Source organism: Blautia wexlerae, from assembly GCF_013300825.1.
GTDB lineage: Bacteria > Bacillota > Clostridia > Lachnospirales > Lachnospiraceae > Blautia_A > Blautia_A wexlerae_B.
Genome location: NZ_JAAIMY010000043.1, coordinates 1 through 20,733 on the forward strand (window position 1 = coordinate 1; position 20,733 = coordinate 20,733).

General features: G+C 34.2%; 19 protein-coding genes and 2 pseudogenes. 1 reads left to right on the plus strand and 20 read right to left on the minus strand.

Features of this window, described 5'->3' with window-relative positions; genetic code table 11:
- Positions 1-19: 19 nt before the first annotated feature.
- The 6 genes from G4417_RS17030 to G4417_RS15030 form a co-directional block, all read right to left on the minus strand.
- On the minus strand, positions 20-220 hold the full coding sequence (locus tag G4417_RS17030) for a hypothetical protein (protein ID WP_243872174.1): 201 nt from the start codon (positions 218-220) through the stop codon (positions 20-22).
- An 11-nt stretch (positions 221-231) separates the two neighbouring features.
- Complete coding sequence (locus tag G4417_RS15010; RefSeq protein ID WP_243872175.1) at positions 232-798, minus strand: reverse transcriptase domain-containing protein; 567 nt, start codon at positions 796-798, stop codon at positions 232-234.
- 8 nt (positions 799-806) lie between these two features.
- Positions 807-1,127: a hypothetical protein gene (locus G4417_RS15015; RefSeq protein ID WP_173684055.1), complete on the minus strand. Its 321-nt coding sequence runs from the start codon at positions 1,125-1,127 to the stop codon at positions 807-809.
- Positions 1,128-1,519: 392 nt separating this feature from the next.
- On the minus strand, positions 1,520-2,212 hold the full coding sequence (locus G4417_RS15020) for a hypothetical protein (RefSeq protein WP_173684056.1): 693 nt from the start codon (positions 2,210-2,212) through the stop codon (positions 1,520-1,522).
- Between the two features lie 10 nt (positions 2,213-2,222).
- A complete protein-coding gene (locus G4417_RS15025) occupies positions 2,223-2,663 on the minus strand; it encodes a hypothetical protein (RefSeq protein WP_173684057.1) in 441 nt (146 codons plus the stop codon).
- Positions 2,664-2,665: 2 nt separating this feature from the next.
- A complete protein-coding gene (locus G4417_RS15030) occupies positions 2,666-3,532 on the minus strand; it encodes an MBL fold metallo-hydrolase (RefSeq protein WP_173684058.1) in 867 nt (288 codons plus the stop codon).
- 272 nt (positions 3,533-3,804) lie between these two features.
- Between G4417_RS15030 and G4417_RS15035 the strand changes: the two genes are divergently transcribed.
- A complete protein-coding gene (locus tag G4417_RS15035; RefSeq protein WP_173684059.1) occupies positions 3,805-5,178 on the plus strand; it encodes an AAA family ATPase in 1,374 nt (457 codons plus the stop codon).
- Between the two features lie 372 nt (positions 5,179-5,550).
- On the opposite strand, the gene G4417_RS15040 is transcribed toward G4417_RS15035, so the two are convergent.
- From G4417_RS15040 to G4417_RS15110, 14 genes and pseudogenes are all read right to left on the minus strand, one after another.
- Positions 5,551-6,744, minus strand: coding sequence for an NAD-dependent epimerase/dehydratase family protein (locus G4417_RS15040; RefSeq protein ID WP_173684060.1), 1,194 nt, complete (start codon positions 6,742-6,744; stop codon positions 5,551-5,553).
- An 81-nt stretch (positions 6,745-6,825) separates the two neighbouring features.
- Positions 6,826-8,019, minus strand: a complete 1,194-nt coding sequence (locus tag G4417_RS15045) for a UDP-N-acetyl glucosamine 2-epimerase (RefSeq protein WP_173684061.1) — start codon at positions 8,017-8,019, stop codon at positions 6,826-6,828.
- A 20-nt stretch (positions 8,020-8,039) separates the two neighbouring features.
- Positions 8,040-9,074, minus strand: a complete 1,035-nt coding sequence (locus tag G4417_RS15050; RefSeq protein ID WP_173684062.1) for a polysaccharide biosynthesis protein — start codon at positions 9,072-9,074, stop codon at positions 8,040-8,042.
- 161 nt (positions 9,075-9,235) lie between these two features.
- Positions 9,236-9,457 carry a hypothetical protein gene (locus G4417_RS15055; RefSeq protein ID WP_173684063.1) on the minus strand — a complete coding sequence of 74 codons (222 nt, stop codon included), beginning with the start codon at positions 9,455-9,457 and terminating at the stop codon, positions 9,236-9,238.
- Positions 9,458-9,495: 38 nt separating this feature from the next.
- Positions 9,496-9,858, minus strand: a complete 363-nt coding sequence (locus G4417_RS15060; RefSeq protein ID WP_173717698.1) for a hypothetical protein — start codon at positions 9,856-9,858, stop codon at positions 9,496-9,498.
- Between the two features lie 216 nt (positions 9,859-10,074).
- A pseudogene (locus G4417_RS17780) lies at positions 10,075-10,176 on the minus strand (polysaccharide biosynthesis protein); the annotation flags it as partial.
- Positions 10,177-10,243: 67 nt separating this feature from the next.
- Entirely contained in the window at positions 10,244-11,476 is a 1,233-nt protein-coding gene (locus G4417_RS15070; protein WP_173684064.1) for a hypothetical protein, read from the minus strand.
- 17 nt (positions 11,477-11,493) lie between these two features.
- Positions 11,494-12,255, minus strand: a complete 762-nt coding sequence (locus G4417_RS15075) for an SGNH/GDSL hydrolase family protein (protein ID WP_118775080.1) — start codon at positions 12,253-12,255, stop codon at positions 11,494-11,496.
- On the minus strand, positions 12,248-13,678 hold the full coding sequence (locus tag G4417_RS15080) for an oligosaccharide flippase family protein (RefSeq protein WP_173684065.1): 1,431 nt from the start codon (positions 13,676-13,678) through the stop codon (positions 12,248-12,250). The genes G4417_RS15075 and G4417_RS15080 overlap by 8 nt, the downstream gene beginning before the upstream one ends.
- Positions 13,679-13,691: 13 nt before the next feature.
- Positions 13,692-14,969 carry a glycosyltransferase family 4 protein gene (locus G4417_RS15085; RefSeq protein WP_173684066.1) on the minus strand — a complete coding sequence of 426 codons (1,278 nt, stop codon included), beginning with the start codon at positions 14,967-14,969 and terminating at the stop codon, positions 13,692-13,694.
- Positions 14,966-16,384 (minus strand): O-antigen polymerase, encoded by a 1,419-nt coding sequence (locus G4417_RS15090; RefSeq protein ID WP_173684067.1) that lies wholly within the window; start codon positions 16,382-16,384, stop codon positions 14,966-14,968. Before G4417_RS15090 ends, G4417_RS15085 begins: the two co-directional genes overlap by 4 nt.
- Positions 16,385-16,421: 37 nt before the next feature.
- On the minus strand, positions 16,422-17,594 hold the full coding sequence (locus G4417_RS15095; RefSeq protein WP_173684068.1) for a glycosyltransferase: 1,173 nt from the start codon (positions 17,592-17,594) through the stop codon (positions 16,422-16,424).
- An 18-nt stretch (positions 17,595-17,612) separates the two neighbouring features.
- On the minus strand, positions 17,613-19,682 hold the full coding sequence (locus G4417_RS17035) for a sugar transferase (RefSeq protein ID WP_243872176.1): 2,070 nt from the start codon (positions 19,680-19,682) through the stop codon (positions 17,613-17,615).
- Positions 19,683-19,918: 236 nt separating this feature from the next.
- Positions 19,919-20,671: pseudogene (locus tag G4417_RS15110) on the minus strand (polysaccharide biosynthesis protein); the annotation flags it as partial.
- Between the last annotated feature and the right edge of the window lie 62 nt (positions 20,672-20,733).

Genomic DNA, 20,733 nt, shown 5'->3' on the forward strand with positions numbered 1-20,733 from the left:
TGGCTATACTTGTTTGGCATCATGTCACAAGTTTCCGCCTTCGTGGCGCACAATCGTCGGCATATACGACCAGACCTGCATATCCTTTCAGCTTTGGTGTTATCACCTCTTTAAACCACCATACCAGTACGTAATGCATATAGATGCAGGAGATTACAGGAGAACAGACAGAACCCTGTCCACTTCCTTCTTCGGTTTCTTCAAATTCATAGTTGTTCATAATCCCTGCCTTCAGCATCCGTCTGACAAGACGGATAATATTGGGGTCTTTGATCCTATAAAACGTATGATCCATTCATGGTCAAGATGCTGGAAGAACCCTTTAATGTCTGCATCCAATACATAGCTTGTTGGTTTTCTCTCCAACATCAGGTTTAATTTTCGGATTGCTTTATGACATCCCCTGTTGGGTCGGAATCCCATCATTTCATCATAGAATATGGGTTCAAACACCGCTTCCAGTATTCTGCGCAGGGCTTCCTGCACCAGCTTATCTTCATAACAATAAATACTGAGCGGTCGCATCTTTCCATTATCCTTTGGTACTTCCACCATTCTTGCCGGTTTCGGCTTATAGGACTTCTTCTTTAGACGTTCTATAAGAGCGCTTATGTTTTCTTCCAGTCTTCTCCCGTATTCCTCTTTGGTAATCCCATCAATTCCTACAGCTTTCGTTCCATCCATCTGGGCATGACAGCTCTTAAGCATTTCTTTATTAATCAGATGTCCTAAAGACGTAAATACCATATCAGGATTTTCCTTTGATAATTGTGATATTCTCGCCAATTTCGTTTCCATTAGTACCTCTATCTCTGTGTATAGCTAATGTTTCCTCTTTGATATAGTTTCGCAGGCCAGAACTGTGAGGAACAGTTCTCTCTCGACTTCCCTCTGGTATTTATTTTGTTCATACCTTCATCGGTACTATTCGGGCCTCCGACTACCTGCATTTCTTTTGCCATCCTTCTTTTGGTTGTCAGGCATACTTTCTGTTTACACACTACAGAAGAAAATGCAGGTTCTCTCCAGTTGATATATATTCCCTGTATAACATGAATAGTTCCAACCAACACCGCAGAGGTATGTAAAATCTCACCATAACGATAAATACATATTTTGTCTTCCATCCAGACCACGATGTCGACCCTCTGGTGACTTTGGGATTTCGGTGCTCAATAGCTATCCCTGTTATCTTGCTGTCTACGCTTAGCCTGCAACGTTACCGCGGCAAACTCAAGACTCGCTTCAAATGCTGTGGTTAGCAGCTTATTTGATGGGGTTTCCACCCACCGGACTATATACCCTTAGCTGGACGCACGGTCAGACCCCAATGTGGTCACATCAAAACAGTCCAAAATCTAATTTATTTCACCCTCAGAACAGATAAATGCCATAATCTCTTTCACTAACCTGGTTTTTACCAAACTGTTAATTTCATGTCCTTATATAGCAAAAATGGCATACTCGAAAACTTTGGATAAATTTTAATGTTAGGAATAAACTTTGCTGAACCCGCAAATTATCCATTATTTGACATTGTATCTAAAGCTCCAAGCAATGCATAAGCGTACTTTTTATCCAGAACAGTATATATCTTTTTATTAACTCCCAAAATCCAAAATAACACAGAGGATATATCAATTATAAGTACCCCCATATTTATTGAAGAATAAAAAAATTCTTTCATATCTATGGGTAACGAAATTATTATAAGAATAGTTATAGCAATAATGGAAAAAATAATCCCAATTATTTTTAAACTTAATAAGTTTTTATAAAATCCCCATAACATATTTTCTTCTTGAACAATTCTATTCTCTCGTGTATTGTTACGCAACCATTGAATGGCGCTGGCACATGCTTCCTTAAACTCATTACTATTGGTTGGCGTATCAAAAATACTAAATCCTTCATCCATTAGGCTAAGTTTTCTATAATAACGCTTTTTAGTACATGCATTTATATGATCATCTTCCAAATAAAGATATTTAGCAGTCGTATTTCCATATATCTTATCTTTTTGTATATATCGTTGGAGTGCAAAAAGATAATTAGAAAATGCACATAAAATAGCAATAAATACAACTGAAAAACTTAAACTACGAACCGGCTCATACATTGCGTACAATGTTAAAATAACAGGTGCTATAATAATAATATATACAGACAGTCTCGCTCGTATATTATAAACATCAAATATTTTTATATTCATAGTCCTTACCTCATAAGTGTTGAAAACATTTTTCTATTCTTTCCATAACTTTCAACTTGGAACAATTATAGAAATCAATTTCTGATTCTGTTATGTCAAATTCAAAACCATAGTCCTTTCCTCTATAACAATATGACAACTCATTTTCTGCAGCAGAGGCAAACCATACTTTATCATTTTTCTTAAATCTTTTTAATTTACTTGCATAACAAGTAATCAACACTATAGTTCCTTCCTCGATATTTCTAATATTACTCTTTAAATATTTTCTAACCTGATCATGATGTCCTACAATAAATATTGCAGAAAATTCCACAGTGCCCAACGGCACTAACGGAATAAAACCATCAACCTGGTTCTGTGGTATAAAATAAAGTTGAAATATATCATAGAGGTATTTCTGTCTGGCTGCAATTTCCTTGCTTTGATTTTCAGCAATCAAATATCTCACTTTTAATTACCTCTATAGTATGAACGAACTGGTGCATTAATTAGTCCGACTGAATTAGAAGAACATTCCTGATCTCCTTTCAGGGTATTCTTAATATTATATCCCTGTACTGGTAAATCATCTGAACCACCATTGCTGTTACCTGTATTATCCGATACATAATACGTTATACCTACAGAGCCCTTCTGTTCAAATATTCTATCAGCCTGCTCTTTCTTACCATGATGCGGTAACTGAATCAAATTAAAACCAGGAAGTTTATTCTTGATTGCTTCATAACTACTATCTCCACATAGCAACAAATTCTTAGTTCCAACAATAACCTTCACCTGAGTACTGACAGCATTTACAATCGTTTCTTTATCAATTGTATCTCCTTGCCTATTATCAATACGCTTAGCCACAGCATCTAATGCATACTCTCTATCTGGTCCTATAATACTAATTTCATTGCATATAAATGTATCACTGAAAATATCCTTTAGCACCACTTTACCAGAGAGTGAATAAATGTTTGCAAATATTTCTGAAATCCTTCTTGCTAATGAATCTCTCGTAATACGCTTATCATTTATTTTCTCTAACAGATCATCCTTATATTTTAATAATAGAAGTGTATACACATCTGATATTTTCCCTGCCTCTATAAGATGCGGAATTCCATCGAAATGATCCGCATCATTGTGAGAAAGTACCAATTTGGCTTTTGAGTAATGGTGTTTATCCATATAATCGATTGCTCGATTTGCATGTTCTTCACATCCACAGTCATAAATAACTAATTCACTGTTCGTGTCAATGAGAATACAGTCTCCCTTATTTTCTCCTGAGTCCTTGTAACCTTGTGATGATAAAAAAATTACTTTCATATATCACTATTCCTTTCTTAAAATATTATGTGCAAAATCAATAAGTTCCTACGGGCGGCCTCCCAATCAATCCGAAAGTAGCACTCGCCGCTTCCATCTGCTAACAAAAAGATACTACCTATCCAAGAATATGTCAATCCTATTTTTGAAGTTTAAACGATTTTTTCGTTTTAATAGCATCTCTTTCTGTGTAATATACTAATTTTATGTATTTTTTAAATTGACAAATTCGTTTTTTCAATATATTATATAGACATATGAGGTGACAAACAATGTTAATAAATTTTTCATTAGCGAACTTTTTATCTTTTAATCAAATGCAAACCTTTTCCATGGAAGCTGGCAAAGCACGAAAAAATTCTAAACGAGTATACAAAGATAAACATATTAAATTAACGAAATGTGAAGCGATCTTTGGAGCAAATGCCTCTGGAAAGTCTAACTTAATAGAGGCATTTCAATTTGTTCAGGACATGGTTATAAATGGTTTACCAAATGGATTTACTAATAAATACTTTAGGCAGGAGCCTTGCAACCAATCGCTTCCTTCTTCATTTGAGGTCGAATTACTTCTAGGAAACAAGCATATTGTTTATGGATTTTCTGTCCTACTTAAAACAGGCTCGATTCAAAGAGAATATCTTTATGAAATAACACCAACAAATGTCCAACGACAAATTTTTTGCCGTAATCTTTTAGATGGTACCTTTTTTGTTGGTGACTATTTCAAAGCTACTTCTGGAATTGAAAAATTAAACATATACGGTGAAGATAGCATAGCTGATTCTGAGCTACTCTTTCTTTCAATCATTAATCATGGAAAGGCTAAAATGTATGAAGATAATCCTGAACTTAGAATTCTTCGTAAAGTATATGTTTGGTTTGGTAGTTTACTAACCGTAAGTAACCCCGACAGCATCCTTACTGGATATCCTTATTTTTCACATTCAAACCTGAACGAAATTGCTAATCTTTTAAATGCTCTTGGAACAGGTATAAGTGATTTAAAAATAGTAGAGATCCCTGTAGATGTTATTAAAAATAAAATCCCTGAAGAATTATTCAACAAAGTTATTTCGGATCTGGAGAAAGACAAAGCAGGAAATGAAAAGCATGACCCTTCCATCATGCTCCGATCTTATAAAGAATTTTATACTTTTGAATTAGATGAAAATAATAATCTTGTAATCAAAACAATTGAATTTAGCCATGAGAAAGAATCTATCTATTTTAATTTAAAAGAAGAATCCGATGGTACTGCACGTTTATTGGATTTAATAGAAATTCTTCTCAAAATTTCTGATAGACGTACTTTTGTTATTGATGAAATGGATCGCTGCCTCCATCCCATTATGACGACTAGAATAATTGAACTATTCCTCAAAATGGCAGAAGAAAGAAACACCCAACTAATTATTACAAGCCATGAATCACGCTTGTTAGCAGCAGAAATTCTTCGTAACGATGAAATATGTTTTGTTATAAAAAATGATAAAGGAGAATCCATCCTCAATCCATTAGAAAAATATCAATTACGAGCAGATAAAAAAGTATATGCAGCTATGTTCGATGGAACCTTAGAAGATGTACTTCCTTCTTATGACGAACATAAAATACAGAATATTTTAGAAAAAGATAGAATGTAGAAAATATCAAAGGACTATTATAACAAAAGTAATCATTCGTATATTGACTGCATCATCCAAAAAACCGGTGAACCATTTGGCGATGAAGCTCATATTATTTATGCAAATTTCCAAATCAAAGATGAAATGAAACAGAACTCGGAAAACTAATGTACGATTTTTCCTATGCCGATCCAAAAGATATGTATTACAAAATACTTGCTGACAGAGTACGTTATTTTAAAGAAGATGAGGGGTTTTACAGACCTTACCTTAGAAAAAATCAAAGCTCTGGCTGTATCGAAAACTGTATAACAAAAAGTAACTCCCTACAACATATGACCTATTTAGTATATGGAAGTATGTTGTAGGGGATTTTGGGAAGTTAAAATTTTATACCACTTCAAAAAACGTATCCGGATGTCCCGGGTCAAAGATCTCATTGCAGGTCATGACAGTTACCAGATCATCTGTCTCTGACAGATTGATAATATTATGAGTCCATCCAGGAATCATATAGATTGCTTCAATCTTATCTCCGGAAACTTCAAATTCTACAGTTTCTCCTGTATTGATATTACGTTCCTGAATCAATCCGTGTCCATGCACTACGATAAACTGTTCCCATTTGCTGTTATGCCAATGCTGTCCCTTTGTGATTCCTGGTTTACTGATATTAATGGACACCTGTCCACAGTCAACTGTATGTACCAACTCTGTAAAAGAACCACGATCATCGCGATTCATCTTCATCGCATATTTGAACTTATCCGTCGGCAAATAGGTTAAATAAAGACTAAACAGCTTCTTTGCAAATGATCCGTCCGGGCATTTGGGCATCATTAAGGAAATTGGCTGTGACTTAAATTCTTCCAATAAGTCCACGATTTCACCTAATGTAGCTTTATGTGTAACTGGTACACAGCAATAGCGACCATCCTCATCTAACACCGTCTCAACTCCATCAAACTCACAATGCTGTTCTTTCCCTTCAAGAAGATCAAACATTCCTTCTACAAGATCATCGATATAAAGTACTTCCAACTCTGTGCTTCTATCATTTACAATAAACTCTTCATCATTTGCTACTGCCCAGCAAAATGTTGAGATTGCAGAATTGTATTTTGGACGGCTGTGTCCCATCAGGTTTACAAAACGGTATACATATACCGGTGCACCTGTTTCTTTTCCATATTCAAAAAATAATTCTTCTCCGGCTTTTTTACTTCTTCCGTATTCACTGTTGCCAAAACGTCCTGCCAGTGTAGCCTGAACAGAGGAAGAAAGCATAATGCCTGCTTTATTGTTATGTTTCTTTAATGTATCAAGAAGCTGTGAAGCAAATCCGAAATTACCTTTCATGAAATCTTCCGGATTCTCCGGACGGTTTACACCGGCAAGGTTAAACACAAAATCAGCTTTTGCACAATATTCATCTAACTGTGCTTCTGTACTGTCTAAATCATATTCATAGATTTCATTAATCTCAATGTTTCTGGTTCTGTTTTTTCCATCTCTGATGTTTTTTAAGTTATTTACAAGTGCAGTTCCTACCATTCCTTTCGCACCGGTAACAAGTATATTCATAATAGCACTACCTCCAACGATAAAAATGACGAGCCCGGTGCAGTTTCAACATGAGCACCTGCCCGTCATTAAATTTATATTCTACTGATCTTTTCTCCAAACCATCTTATTGACTACATTCACATATCCCTGAATAATACGAACAACCTTCATAGATACTGTTTCATCAATATAATCCGGACAAGGTTTCCCAAGCACACCGTTCTGCTTCATCGCAATTGCCATATCTGTAGCATTTAAAAGTTCTTTTGTTGTAATACCGGCTAAGATAAAATCTCCTGCTTCCAGTGCTTCTGGTCTCTCTGTTGATGTACGGATACATACAGCAGCAATCGGATGACCGATAGAAAGGTAGAAGGAACTCTCTTCCGGCAATGTTCCTGAATCAGACACAATAGCTAATGCATTCATCTGAAGTTTATTGTAGTCATTAAATCCAAGTGGCTCATTCACTCTTACCCTTGGATCAAGCTTAAATCCACTCTTCTCCAGACGATTCTTTGATCTTGGATGGCAGGAATAGAGAATCGGCATATCGTATTTCTCTGCAAGCGCATTGATTGCTGTAAAGAGACTTAAGAAGTTCTTCTCGGAATCAATGTTCTCCTCACGATGTGCAGAAAGTAAAATATATTTATCCTTCTCAAGTCCAAGTCTTTCCAGAACATCACTTTTCTGGATCTTCTCTAAATTCATGTGAAGCACTTCTGCCATAGGAGAACCGGTCATATATGTTCTCTCCTTCGGCAATCCTGTATCTGCAAGATATTTACGGGCAAATTCAGAATAGCAGAGGTTTACGTCAGAAATAACATCTACGATACGTCTGTTGGTCTCCTCAGGAAGACACTCATCCTTACATCTGTTTCCAGCTTCCATATGGAAAAGAGGGATATGTAATCTCTTTGCTGAAATTGCAGATAAACAGGAATTGGTATCTCCCAATACAAGATAACCATCCGGCTGCAATTCGCTCAGCAATTCATAGCTTCTTCCAAGGATATTCCCACAGGTCACGCCAAGATTCTCTCCAACTACCGGAACAAGAATATCCGGACCAAATTCGCCAAAGGTATTAGTCAGCTCAAAATCCTCCCAGAAAACTGTAGAAAGGTTTCTGTCCCAGTTCTGATTGTAATAAACAACACAACAATCGAAATATTCTCTGCATCTTTTGATTACAGCAGCAAGACGAATGATCTCAGGACGGGTTCCGCATCCGATCATCACCTTTGTGCGGCCGTCATTTTTCCAGTTAAAATTATGCTCTACCATTTTATTCTCACCTTTTCTATTTATTCTTCTGCTAATCTTTCCTGAATATATGTAAGCTCCATCATCTTAGCCTTGATCTCTTCTTTGTTAAGAAGCTTTGTATTATTAGAATTAAACTCTGTCAGTTTATTTCTTTTAACATCACCATCTTTGAAATACTTGTCATAGTTCAGACCACGGTTATCTGCAGGTACTCTATAAAAATCTCCAAGATCAACCGCCTTGGCACACTCCTCATTTGTAAGAAGTGTCTCATACATCTTCTCACCATGACGGATGCCGATCACCTTAATATCATCTTTATTTCCGCCAAACATTTCACATACTGCTTCTGCCTGAAGACCGATGGAGCAGGCCGGTGCTTTCATAATAAGCAGGTCACCATTCTCACCATGCTCAAAAGCATAAAGAACAAGGTCAACAGCCTCTTCAAGAGACATGATAAAACGAGTCATATTCGGCTCAGTAACTGTAATCGGATTGCCAGCTTTGATCTGATCGATCCAAAGGGGAATTACAGAACCACGGGAACACATAACATTTCCATAACGTGTACAGCAAATCTTAGTCTTTCCGGAATATCTGGACTTGGCGATAGCTACAGACTCTTCAAGAGATTTCGACTTACCCATCGCATTAATCGGATATGCAGCCTTGTCTGTAGAAAGACAGATAACCGCTTCAACCCCTTCCTCAATAGCTGCTGTAAGGACATTGTCTGTACCAATGATATTGGTTTTCACTGCTTCCATAGGGAAGAACTCGCAAGAAGGCACCTGTTTCAGCGCAGCAGCATGAAAAATGTAATCCACTCCATGCATAGCACTCTTACAAGACTGCAAATCTCTTACATCACCAATATAAAACTTAATCTTATCTGCAACCTCCGGCATACGGGTCTGGAAGTCATGACGCATATCATCCTGCTTCTTCTCATCACGTGAAAATATGCGGATTTCTCCAATATCTGTCTGAAGGAAACGATTTAATACCACGTTTCCAAAAGAACCTGTACCACCAGTGATCATAAGTGTTTTTCCTTTAAATAATGACATTCTTTTCTCTCCTTTGTTCCTTGTTTCTTTATGATGAATCTTTTTTCAATACATCTCATGTTTTATATCATATTCCAAACTCTTTTTTTAATTCATCCACAATATCATATGGAAAACGTTCGGCGCAGCCTTCATCTTCCAGTAAAACACTAATAATTTTATCAGCCAGTTCTATACCTTTTTTTACTGTGGAGATGTTCTCCAATTCTTACTGCTAAAATCCCACCATTAGTACATGTTCTTCCAGTAAGTGCTTTTTGATGCTGTTCTTCCGTATCATAATAAAAAGCCGTGTCTGCAATTCCAAGCTCATTGATATAAAGGAGCTTCCTGCACCAGCTTATCTTCGTAACAATAGATACTGAGCGGTCGCATCTTTCCATTATCCTCCAGTATTTTCACCAGCCTTGCCAGTTTCGGCTTATAGGACTTCTTCTTTAGGTGTTCTATAAGAGCGTTTATGTTTTCTTCCAGGTTTCTCCCGTATTCCTCTTTGATATAGTTTCGCAGGCCAGAACTGTGAGGAACAGTTCACTCTCGACTTCCCTATGGTATTTATTTTATTCATACCTTCATCGGTACTATTCGAATCTCCGGCCACCTGTATTTCTTTTGCTATCCTTCTTTTGGTAGTCAGGCATACTTTCTGTTTACACAATGCAGAAAAAAATACAGGTTCTCTCCCGTTGATACATCTTCCCTGTATAACATGAATAGTTCCAACCAACACCGCGGAGATATATAAAATCTCACCATGACGATAAATACATATGTTGTCTTCCATCCAGACCACGATGTCGACCCTCTGGTAACTTTGGGATTTCGGTGCTCAATAGCTATCCCTGTTATCTTGCTGTCTACGTTTAGCCTGCAACGTTACCGCGACAGACTCAAAACTCACTTCAAATGCTGTGGTTAGCAGCTTATTTGATGGAATTCCACCTACTGGACTATATACCCTTAGCTGGACGCACGGTCTGACCCCAATGTCTGATGCTCAGATTTCCCCGATGTCGGTTTTAAGGAAACGGTTTAATACGGCGTTTCCGAAAGAACCGGTGCCTCCTGTGATCATTAGTATTTTACCTGAAAACAATGACATATCTCTTTATCATAGTAATTTATTTATTACTTACTTAAATTATTTCCAATTTTAACTATAAATTCTCTTAATCATCATAATTTTTTTCTTTTCGGGAACTCATGCAAAAAATTTTTAAATATGAATTTATTGTATCACTACTTAATTCTTCCGTTATTGTTTTTTCATTCCATTCCGTATCCGAAATAAAAAAATCAGCACTCTTTTGCATTGTATGTTTTATAGCTTTCTGCATTTTATGAATTCTTTTACATACAAACCAAACTTGAATTTTACTAAGTATCAGTTTTAAAGAATTCACAATTTCTTCATCTTTAAGTTTCAAAATTTTTTGTGCTAATTTCTTATCAACATGTACAAGATTTAAAGCTCCATCCGATAATAATAAAGGAGAACTTCCCCAATATGTTACTAAATTAATATTACCGGTAAGAGAAAACGTCATCGGAGCATCATTATCAAATGCCTCCAATGAGTCTACTTCTCCATTTGAATTTAATCGCACAAAATAATTTCCTGGTCTATGATCTCTCTCATGGCAAATAGCATCCAGCACATTTAAAGAATTACAATCTCGTTGAAATTTAGGCGTGATTTTCTGTTTTTCTGCATACAACATTTTTTTAGGTGCTATCCCATTAACAGCAGACATTAAAGTTCCAATTTTTTCATTACCATCAGGAAAAACTAATTTAACCAATTCAATCTCTGGTATCAGATACCCTATTCCCAATAAATCAGCTATTTTTTTTGTTGCCAATGATTTACTTGCATTAAAGCTTTGATATAATCCTTTTTTTAATCCAGCATTCAAACGATAAGAATAAATCTCCCCCCATAAATACTGAAACAAATCTTTCAGTTCATTCAATTCAATATTTTCAAGTTCTTGTATTCCCCAGATTGAAATATCGTTTGATTTAAAAAAATATGAAATTTTCGAAGATCTGTCATTAACTATTCCCATTCTAAATAGTTTTCTCATAACATCCGGCTTCATTAAAGTATTCCGCACTTTAAGAAATTCTAATTTTAACGGATTATTATCTTCTAACGAATCAACATATTCATTAATCAAATTTCTAAGATACTCCTCAAATTTAACATGTTTCTTACATTCTCTAAAATAATATTCTTTATTTTGGATATTCAGTTTACAAACATTGAATGTTGTATTTTTTTCAATCAATAAATCCTTATATTCTACGGAAATAATATGTTTAACATTGTTTTCTTCTATCGGCAAAGGCCTATAAATAGTTTTACAAAGAAAATATAACAAATTTTGTTTTATATTCATACTCATCGCGTCCTATTTTAATCTTTTATAATTTGAGATATTTTCTCTCCCAAAATATTTCCCATCCATTGATATCCATATTTACTTGGATGAAAATGATCATTTCCATAAATTGATGGTTTTTCTTCCCATCCTAGCTGCTCTTGACATGAATATATATCAAAAAAATGCGTATATTTCTGCTCTGAGCATATTTGAGATATAATATCTCGATATTTCTTTAAATTTCGATTTGAACCCGGAAAGAATTTTTCATCTACATACACAGGAGAAATTGCCAAAATTTCTTTATCAGAAAATTTTTCTACAAAATCTCTATAGTATTTTTCAAACATTTCTTCATCAACCCAAGAATAAACTTTAGATAATTTCATTAAAACTTTTTTTAAATGCCATCTAATCCAAGAATCAATATGTTCTGGTATATATCTCCACCATTTTTTTGAATAAAAAGGTCGTGGATCTAGCATACCATTCAACTTATATCGTTTAGGTAAACACTTCCAAAAAATCCCTTCTGGTTTCGGTCTTATCAAAGCATCTACACTTCCCATAAAAAGAAGTATAATATCTGGATCACTTTTAATAATGTCTTCGATAATTTCATTAGCATATATTATAGTTTTTCCAGTCACTGCTAAATTTTCTAAATTACATGTTACACCTGCTAAATTTTCTATTTTATTTTTTAAACTTTCACAATAATTAATTTTTTTCTTTCCTAACCCCTGACTTATACTATCTCCAATAATAGTTACTTTAATAACACTTTTATTCATGTTTTGTTTCCTTTTTCACTAATGTAAAAATAATTTTCATTAATATTTCGTCTTTTGCTAACAGTAATACGATAATATATACCAATATACCTATAAATATCTGCAACAAAGTAACATGCCAAGTATCTCCTAAAGTTCTTAAAGCATAACATATACAAAACATTAATAAGGAAGCTAATAGATATTTTATGGAAGACAAAAATGCCTTTTCAATTCTTATTTGTTTTCTCATTACAGAATATTGAATGATTACCGAAATAAGTGCTGATAAAAGTGTCGCAATTGCGGCACCTTTATATTGCCATTTAGGAATAAGAATGGCATTTATAATAATATTCAAAATCGCAGCCGCCATATAAGATATAGTCATAATTCGAGTTTGATTAGTAGCTGTAAAATATTGATTTCCTGATATATTAGCAAGCGAATTAAGTACGATAATAGGAGCAATAATTGCTATTGCTGAAGCAACTGGTAAAAAGTCTCTTCCTAAGAACCAAGGAATAAAAGTCCTTGAAATCGACATCAGTCCAAACATCATAGGTAATGAAGCGAATAAAGAAAACTTGATAACTATTTGAATAGTTTTTTCTATTTCTTCATGATGATTTTTTCTAAAATCTGTAGCCAATTTAGGCATTATAACTGTCCCTAAAGCTGTTATAAGTGCTAATGGAATAGAAACAATTTTTTCTGCCTGATCATAATAAGCTACTTGACTCGTATCTGACATTGCTTTCAACATAATCTTATCAACTTGTAAATACATAAGAGTTGCTATCTGTGGTAAAAATAATAACAAAGAACCCTTTATATATTTATACATATTTCCTAAATCAAAATGCTCATAGTTAACATATTTTTTTAATTGAAAAATCAAACTGCATGTCGTAATAAGAGTCGCAACAGAAAATATAGCAAAATAAATCCATAAATCATCAGAATTTTTCACAAATAAAAAAATGCCAATTACTGTAAGGAATTTTGCTGTAAAGTTTCTCAAAGCTACAATCTTCATTTCTTCGAGACCTATCATCAACCACGATGTATCTATAAATGTTGAAAAAATCAAAATATACTGGATTGAAAAATATACTTTATATGAAGATTGCAAAATAATTATCCAATATGGTATAGAAATAATCAAAAGTAATATAAATCTAAGTATATTAATATCGGCAAAAACTTTATCAAGTTTTTTTTGTTCACTTCTAGAATACGCAACTTCCCGTGCACCATAATTATTCAGCCCAATCAATCCTAAATTTGTTATAATGCTACTAACTGAGCAAATATAACTATATGTTCCTAATGCCTTAGGTCCTAATGTCTTTGCAAGATATGGGGCTGTTATAAGTGGAACAATTACCAAAAACACTTGATATATCAAATTATATAAATAATTTTTCACTAACTTTTTCATAATTCTACATTTCTCACTTTACAATATTTTCATTTTGCGTAATATATTTTAGTATATCTAAAATCTTTTGATTATATTGTTCCCAAGTCATCTTCTTTATCGTGCTTACTGCATTATCAGACATTGTTTGAATTTTTTCACGATTATCAACAAACCATAACATTTTTTCATATAAAGCCACTGTAGAATGTGTAGGAATTACGAATCCATTAATTCCATTCTCAATCAAATCAGCAATACCAGAATTTTCACTTGCGACAACAGGGCATCCCGCTGCCATTCCCTCTGCCGCTGCAAACCCAAATCCATCGCTCAAAGAAGGAAACAAAAGTATGTCTGTTTCTGATAATATTTCTGGTATTTTGGAGTGTAACTGTTGTCCCCAATACTCTATATTTCCTCTATATTTTTTCTTTATATCCTGTGCCAAATTATCTTTTCCCACAATATTAAGTCTTGTATTTTTATTTGATAATCTTGTAAAAGCTTCCAATACATATGATAGACCTTTAGCTTGTCTTGTTCCTCCCATAAAAGTAAATACTAACTCATCTGATTTGCTAATATGCCTTTCTTCATAATTTAAGCTATTCATTCCATATGGACACACAAAAACATTTTCCTCAGGAACTCCTACTGATATATAGGATTTCTTTGAAAATTCAGACGCTGCAATAATATAGTCTGATCTCTTTGCTTCATCAATATAATAATTTTGTCGTTCGTCATTTAATGTGTATGAGATTTCTTGTTTTAATTTGGTGGCAAATTCTGGCGAACATTTCATATCTTTTTCAAATATTCCCTTTTGATATGAAAGATTTGCTGCTGAAGCATCCATCACTTTAATAATTCTTTTTTTAGCATAACGATCAATATATTCATAACATTTTTCAGAAAAAGTATCATATGTAATAATGATATCAATATCATTATTTATAGCATATTTTGCGATTTTTACTCCAAAAATATCACCTAAATAACACGTCATTTTCTGAAACCATTTTTGCGATTTATCATAATGTGCTAAAAAGATTCTAAACAATCCTAAGATAGAACAAAAAGTAACCACCTGAGAATCTTCCAAAAGTTCACTTTTCCGCGCGTTTGCTCTTTCCTTATTTTTTGAGGATGAAATTGTTTTTACAACTTTCATTAAAAATGAACTTTTCTTATCATAAATTGTTGTTGCATAAATCAATTCATATTTTGAATCATTTAAAATTGCCTCAGCTAATCTTAATGAATGCTGTTTTCCAGGATGTCCTACTAAAACTTTAATTTTTTTCATATTCTATTTATTCCCTTTAAAAATTTAATAAATAACAATGGTAAAACAAAAAATATAACCATATAAAAATTTGATGGGGTATATCCTCTAATCACAATCTGAAAATTCGATAATAGCAAAATACTATACATGATTTGATCAAATTTCGAATATGATAATCCATATTTATTCATCCAGCTTTTATTCAAATATCCATACAAGAACATAAATATAACAACACCAACACTGCCAAATTCTATATAGAACTCACCAATAATAGGATATGCTGTTCCTGATAAAAAAGCACTTTCTGAAATAGCATCCCTTATTAAATATAAACCAGCCGAAGTTTCAGGTTTTGATTTCCAAATAATTCTTGGAACAAACATTAATGCTGTATAAAGAAAAATCTGCTGACCATGTAAATAATTAGTTTTTTGAGGAACATAACCAACTAATGCATAGTATGTTTTATATATACGAAAATTATCTTTAACCTGTTCTAATGCAGCATCCCAATTAACCATATCACTGGAAATGCCACCACCATATCTAACACTATTTCTTGCTGCTGCAACAAATCCAACAAATATTATCATTACTATGATAGCTCCTATTATCGTTACCAATCTAGGACGCTTTTGTTTATATAAATACATAAAAACAATGGGAGCCAATGCAAATATAATAATAATAAATCTGTATCCTCTAATATAATAAATAAAAACTGTTAAAATGAATGTTATTACTTTTAAATTTTTATTTTTTCCATAAACGAAATACAACATCCATGCACCAACAAGGCAATAACTAAACATGGATAGTGCTCCTAACATTTTTCGCGATTCTAACAAATCTCCATTTCCAGTTAAACCGCCTGTCAAAATAAAAACAAGACTTTTTCCTGACAAAAGAAGAAATAGTACTGATAGAAAATAACAAGCTATCCAAAAAACAATGGCCACTTTTGCATAATAAGCATTATCTTCCACTTCTTTTGTTTCTTTCTTAACGTTATATCTTAATTCATTATAGGAAGAAGGAACAAACGAAAATCTTTTTGTTCTATATCCTATAAAAAAGGATAAATATCCTGCAACAGCAATCCAGGTTCCTTTAATTCCAAAAGATGTATAATTTCCTCCAAACCATTTTAAATTATTTTCACAAATGTCAATCATAGGTTCGAATACAAATAACATCATATATAGAATTGAAATAATTGTAATAGGCTCAAAAAAATCTCCCCCACTTGTTCCAATATGAATTATTAAACAAATCCCAATAATCATATATGCTGCAATACATACATTAAACAGTTTCTTTGCATCATATGTAGTATCTATTACCAGCGAAATTATTAATAAAAAAAAGAAAATAGACATATATACTAATATAGCTAATAAAAATCTACTTTTTTTATTTTTTTCAATCATTTTTTTATTCCTTAATTATGCATTGATCTTTAATTTTTTATTTACTCATATACAATTTCAAATATTTTTGAACCACATTCTTGCAATCAATATTAATTTTTTTTCGTTCAATACTCTCTATGTTCTCAATAGCATTAATCAATTGAGTAACATTTTTTTGAGGAACACTCAAACCATATATTTTTGCACTTTCTCCACTCCCACCAGTTTCATATGTAATAACAGGTGTGTCACAGGCAATTGCTTCAATATTTGTAGTTGGATAATTATCTTCTAATGTAGGATTAACAAATACATATGCAGCACTGTAAAGACTAACTAATTCTTGAATGCTATTAGTTCTTTCTATAGCAATAATTTTAGATGGCAATTTCTTTTTCTGCTCTTTATCTAATCCCACAAGAACAATTTGATACGAATCATTAAGTTTGTCTGCAAGTTCAATAAAAGTATTTAATCCTTTTCTTTTGTCCCATACAGACGCAACTCCCAGAACAATCTTTTTTCCTTGACAATTATATTTTTCTTTTATTTCACTTTTTACAGGTCGAAAAACACTCGTATCCACACCATTATAAATAACTCTTACCGTATATTTTTTCATATATGAGTAGGACAATAAGTTCGCTAACCACTGAGAAGGTGTAACTAAAATTAAATTAGGAATTTCAGAAAATAAGTCCTTTTTTATATTAAAATTTCGTTTTGAAAAGTCTGGACCCACACGAGCTGGATATTCTTTTTTTTGAGGGCAATGATTACATTCCTTTTCCCATTTATTACAATTAACATAATCAAAATAAACACAATGTCCCGTAAAACTCCAACAATCATGTAATGTCCAAATAATTTTCTTTCCACACGTTTGTAAATATCTAAAAAGAACTTCTATATTAATATAATATCCATGAATATTGTGAAGATGAATTATATCTGGATCATATTCCTTTACCCATTTAATAAATTTTTCAGTAACTCGTTTACTTCCAAATCCAGCTCCATCTAACAATCTTGCTTTTAAACCATGGAGTTTTACATCAAAATCATTTCCTATTCTGACTGCATATTTTTGAAACTGTTCTGGCACACCTTCTCTTCCATATGCGATTTTCACTTCATGTCCCTGTTCTTCTAATGCAGTAGCCAAATCTGTGCAAATTCTTCCTGTGCTTCTGATTCCGCATACCACATTAATCATTAAAACTTTCATAATATTGTCCCTAATTTTTTAATTCAGTTTATTTTCCAACGTATCCATAAATAATCTTTCCTGAAAGTTCATCTCATAGAACTCTCTGGCATTCATTCCCATAGTCTTTCTGTCTATAGTCTGGTCAATAAATTTTTTTATATTTTCAGCTAATTCTTTTTCATTGCCAGCCTTACCACAATATCCACATTTAGCAGCCTCAATAATTGTTTTTGTCTCGCCATCAATCGCACCAATAATTGGCTTACCAACCGCCATATAAGACTGAACCTTTCCGGGAAGTGTTAAACTCAGTACCGGATCTGCTGCCAATGCAACAAGCATTGCATCTGCCTTTGCATAAAACTCTGGCATTTCTTCAACTGGTCTTCTGCCATAAAATATAACATTTTCCAATTCTTTTTCTTCTTTCATTTTCTGGAGTCTTTCCAAATCAGTACCGCCACCAACAATATGGAATCTTACAGCTTCGTTTTTCAGTAATTCAGCCGCTTTTAATATAGTTTCTACCGACTGAACCGCACCAATATTTCCGGCAAACATAAAGTCAAAAACTCCATTTTCTTCTTTAGGTGGAATTGGTTCAAAAATCCCCTCAGCATACTGCGGCAAATACTCTATTCTTTCTTCTTTGATTTCAAATTCTTTCTGTAAGTAATCTGAAAACATACGGCTTGTTATCAAAATTTTGTCCATCTGTCCGTATATTTTTTTGCTTACATGATGATAATATTTATAAATGGTAGATTCTCTTGTAATCCCACCAGCAATCAGACTTTCCGGCCATAAATCTAGACAATACATAATTGCAGGTACTTTATATTTCTTCTTATAAGCAATTGCCGCATCTGCCATCATAACTGGGCTTAACTGGTTACAAAAAATAACATCAAAAGGCTTCCCATCAGAAGCTATACATTTGTTTGACAGTACATATCTTGTAGACGAAACTGCATAGCTGTAATAATTCAGCATCCTCTTAATGATTCCTGTTTCTCGTGGAATTGTATAGCATCTGTGGATTTTCACCCCATTAACAACTTCATCAATATATTTCCCCTTACCATATCCTTCATATAGAATCCCTTCCGGATAATTAGGATATCCGGTTACAACATGAACTTCATGTCCACGACGTACCATTTCTTCACAAATATCAGAAATTCTGAATGGTTCTGGCTTATAATACTGACATATCACAAGAATCTTTTTTTTTATCTCTTTTTCTTCTGACTGTTTTTTCATCTCACCAGTTCCGCCTTCAACAACAGACTCATCTTTTCCAAACACATGCACAGACCTCAGAAAGACTTTCGCATCCATTTTAAATCCCATATTCTGAACATAGTATCCATCCAGTTTTGCTTTCTCAGGAATTTCCAGTTCATCACGGCCATTGATCTGCGCCCAACCAGTTAATCCCGGTTTTACATCATTGGCACCATATTTATCACGTTCTGCTGTCAAAACATCCTGATTCCAGAGTCCTGGTCTTGGTCCTATTATACTCATGTTTCCAATAAAGATATCCCAGATTTGAGGAAGTTCATCCAGGCTATGTGCTCTTAAGAATTTTCCTACCTTTGTAATATACTGTTCCGGATTCTCCAGCATATGAGTTGGGACATCATGAGGAGTAGACATTTTCATGCTTCTGAATTTATGTAATTTGAAATATTTTTTATTTTCTCCCATACGTTTCTGAATAAATAAAACAGGACCTGGATCATCAATTACAATTGCAAGTGAAATGGCTGTATATAATGGCGAAAGCACAACCAGACCACCAAAAGAAAGTACAAGATCCAATATTCTCTTTATATATTTTTCATATATTCCAGGATGATGTTCTGAAAGCCCTATTGCTTCCAGATGCCCTCTCACACCATCCGCATTTTCTTTGTCATTTTCATCTGCGATAAAGATTACTTTTTTACCTTCTAATGGATTTTTTTCTTCTGGCTCATTTTCATACACAGAATTGCCTTTTTTCTTTCCTGCCAGAATATTCATTCCTATAAACACAGTCCCCACTGTAATTCCGACGATTCCTAACAATTTTTTTATCTGCTTTTTCTTTAATTTCATATATCCGACTCCCTGTTTTTATCTTTCATATATGCATATTTTTATGCAGGATGGTAAGTAGTCACAACCTTCTGCACTCTGTCTTTGATATCGTCTTTATTCTTATAAGCTGCCACCAGAAGTCCCTCCAGCTCTTCCAGGAATTCTTCCACGTCAAATGGAATCGGGCAGCCGATATGGATCAGGTCGTTTTTGGTTTTCTTCAGCCCTTCTTCTGCCATCAGTTTCTCTTCGTACAGTTTCTCGCCCGGACGTAAGCCTGTGTATGTCAGTTTAATGTCTACATCCGGTTTGAAGCCTGACAGTCTGATCAGGTTTCTTGCCAGTGTATCGATCTTCACCGGTTCTCCCATGTCAAGCACGAAGATTTCGCCACCCTTGGCATAGGTTCCTGCCAGGAGTACCAGGCTTACCGCTTCCGGAATGGTCATGAAATATCGGATGATATCCGGATGGGTTACGGTGACCGGGCCACCGGCTTCAATCTGTTTTCTGAACAGAGGAATGACGGAGCCGTTACTTCCCAGTACGTTTCCGAAGCGGACTGCTACGAATTCTGTCTGTGTGTGTTTCAGGGCGTCTACTACTTCCGGTGCATTGACCATGTCTGACATTTCATGGGTGAAGAGCTGCGGGATTTCGCTGGCTTTTCCTTCTTTGATCTTGTGGTCGAATGCCTGAATGACCATTTCACAAAGGCGTTTGGATGCTCCCATGATGTTGGTCGGGTTTACCGCTTTATCTGTGCTGATCAGTACGAAACGTTTGCATCCGTGAGCCATTGCCGCGTATGCGGTCTTGTATGTACCCATTGCATTGTTTTTGATTGCTTCGCAGGGGCTGTCTTCCATGAGCGGCACATGTTTGTGGGCTGCTGCGTGGTAGACAATCTCCGGATGATATTTCTCGAATACCTGGAAGATTTTTCTGCTGTCTCTTACAGAGCCGATGATGGTGTCCAGCTTCAGTTCCGGATATTTCTTTCTCAGTTCCTGCGGTTAAATGTATTTTTTAATTCTACCTTGCAAGAGTAAATTCTATACCTGTAGAA

Excerpts from the sequence above, each read along its gene's own strand:
- G4417_RS15020 (WP_173684056.1), bottom strand. The coding sequence starts at position 2,212 with ATGAATATAAAAATATTTGATGTTTATAATATACGAGCGAGACTGTCT.
- G4417_RS15030 (WP_173684058.1), bottom strand. The coding sequence starts at position 3,532 with ATGAAAGTAATTTTTTTATCATCACAAGGTTACAAGGACTCAGGAGAA.
- G4417_RS15075 (WP_118775080.1), bottom strand. The coding sequence starts at position 12,255 with ATGAATAAAAGTGTTATTAAAGTAACTATTATTGGAGATAGTATAAGT.
- G4417_RS15015 (WP_173684055.1), bottom strand. The coding sequence starts at position 1,127 with ATGGAAGACAAAATATGTATTTATCGTTATGGTGAGATTTTACATACC.
- G4417_RS15040 (WP_173684060.1), bottom strand. The coding sequence starts at position 6,744 with ATGAATATACTTGTTACCGGTGCGAAAGGAATGGTAGGAACTGCACTT.
- G4417_RS15060 (WP_173717698.1), bottom strand. The coding sequence starts at position 9,858 with ATGGAAGACAACATATGTATTTATCGTCATGGTGAGATTTTATATATC.
- G4417_RS15010 (WP_243872175.1), bottom strand. The coding sequence starts at position 798 with ATGGAAACGAAATTGGCGAGAATATCACAATTATCAAAGGAAAATCCT.
- G4417_RS15035 (WP_173684059.1), top strand. The coding sequence starts at position 3,805 with ATGTTAATAAATTTTTCATTAGCGAACTTTTTATCTTTTAATCAAATG.
- G4417_RS15095 (WP_173684068.1), bottom strand. The coding sequence starts at position 17,594 with ATGAAAGTTTTAATGATTAATGTGGTATGCGGAATCAGAAGCACAGGA.
- G4417_RS15070 (WP_173684064.1), bottom strand. The coding sequence starts at position 11,476 with ATGAATATAAAACAAAATTTGTTATATTTTCTTTGTAAAACTATTTAT.
- G4417_RS17035 (WP_243872176.1), bottom strand. The coding sequence starts at position 19,682 with ATGAAATTAAAGAAAAAGCAGATAAAAAAATTGTTAGGAATCGTCGGA.
- G4417_RS15050 (WP_173684062.1), bottom strand. The coding sequence starts at position 9,074 with ATGTCATTATTTAAAGGAAAAACACTTATGATCACTGGTGGTACAGGT.
- G4417_RS15045 (WP_173684061.1), bottom strand. The coding sequence starts at position 8,019 with ATGGTAGAGCATAATTTTAACTGGAAAAATGACGGCCGCACAAAGGTG.
- G4417_RS15085 (WP_173684066.1), bottom strand. The coding sequence starts at position 14,969 with ATGAAAAAAATTAAAGTTTTAGTAGGACATCCTGGAAAACAGCATTCA.
- G4417_RS15080 (WP_173684065.1), bottom strand. The coding sequence starts at position 13,678 with ATGAAAAAGTTAGTGAAAAATTATTTATATAATTTGATATATCAAGTG.
- G4417_RS15055 (WP_173684063.1), bottom strand. The coding sequence starts at position 9,457 with ATGGAAAGATGCGACCGCTCAGTATCTATTGTTACGAAGATAAGCTGG.
- G4417_RS17030 (WP_243872174.1), bottom strand. The coding sequence starts at position 220 with ATGAACAACTATGAATTTGAAGAAACCGAAGAAGGAAGTGGACAGGGT.
- G4417_RS15090 (WP_173684067.1), bottom strand. The coding sequence starts at position 16,384 with ATGATTGAAAAAAATAAAAAAAGTAGATTTTTATTAGCTATATTAGTA.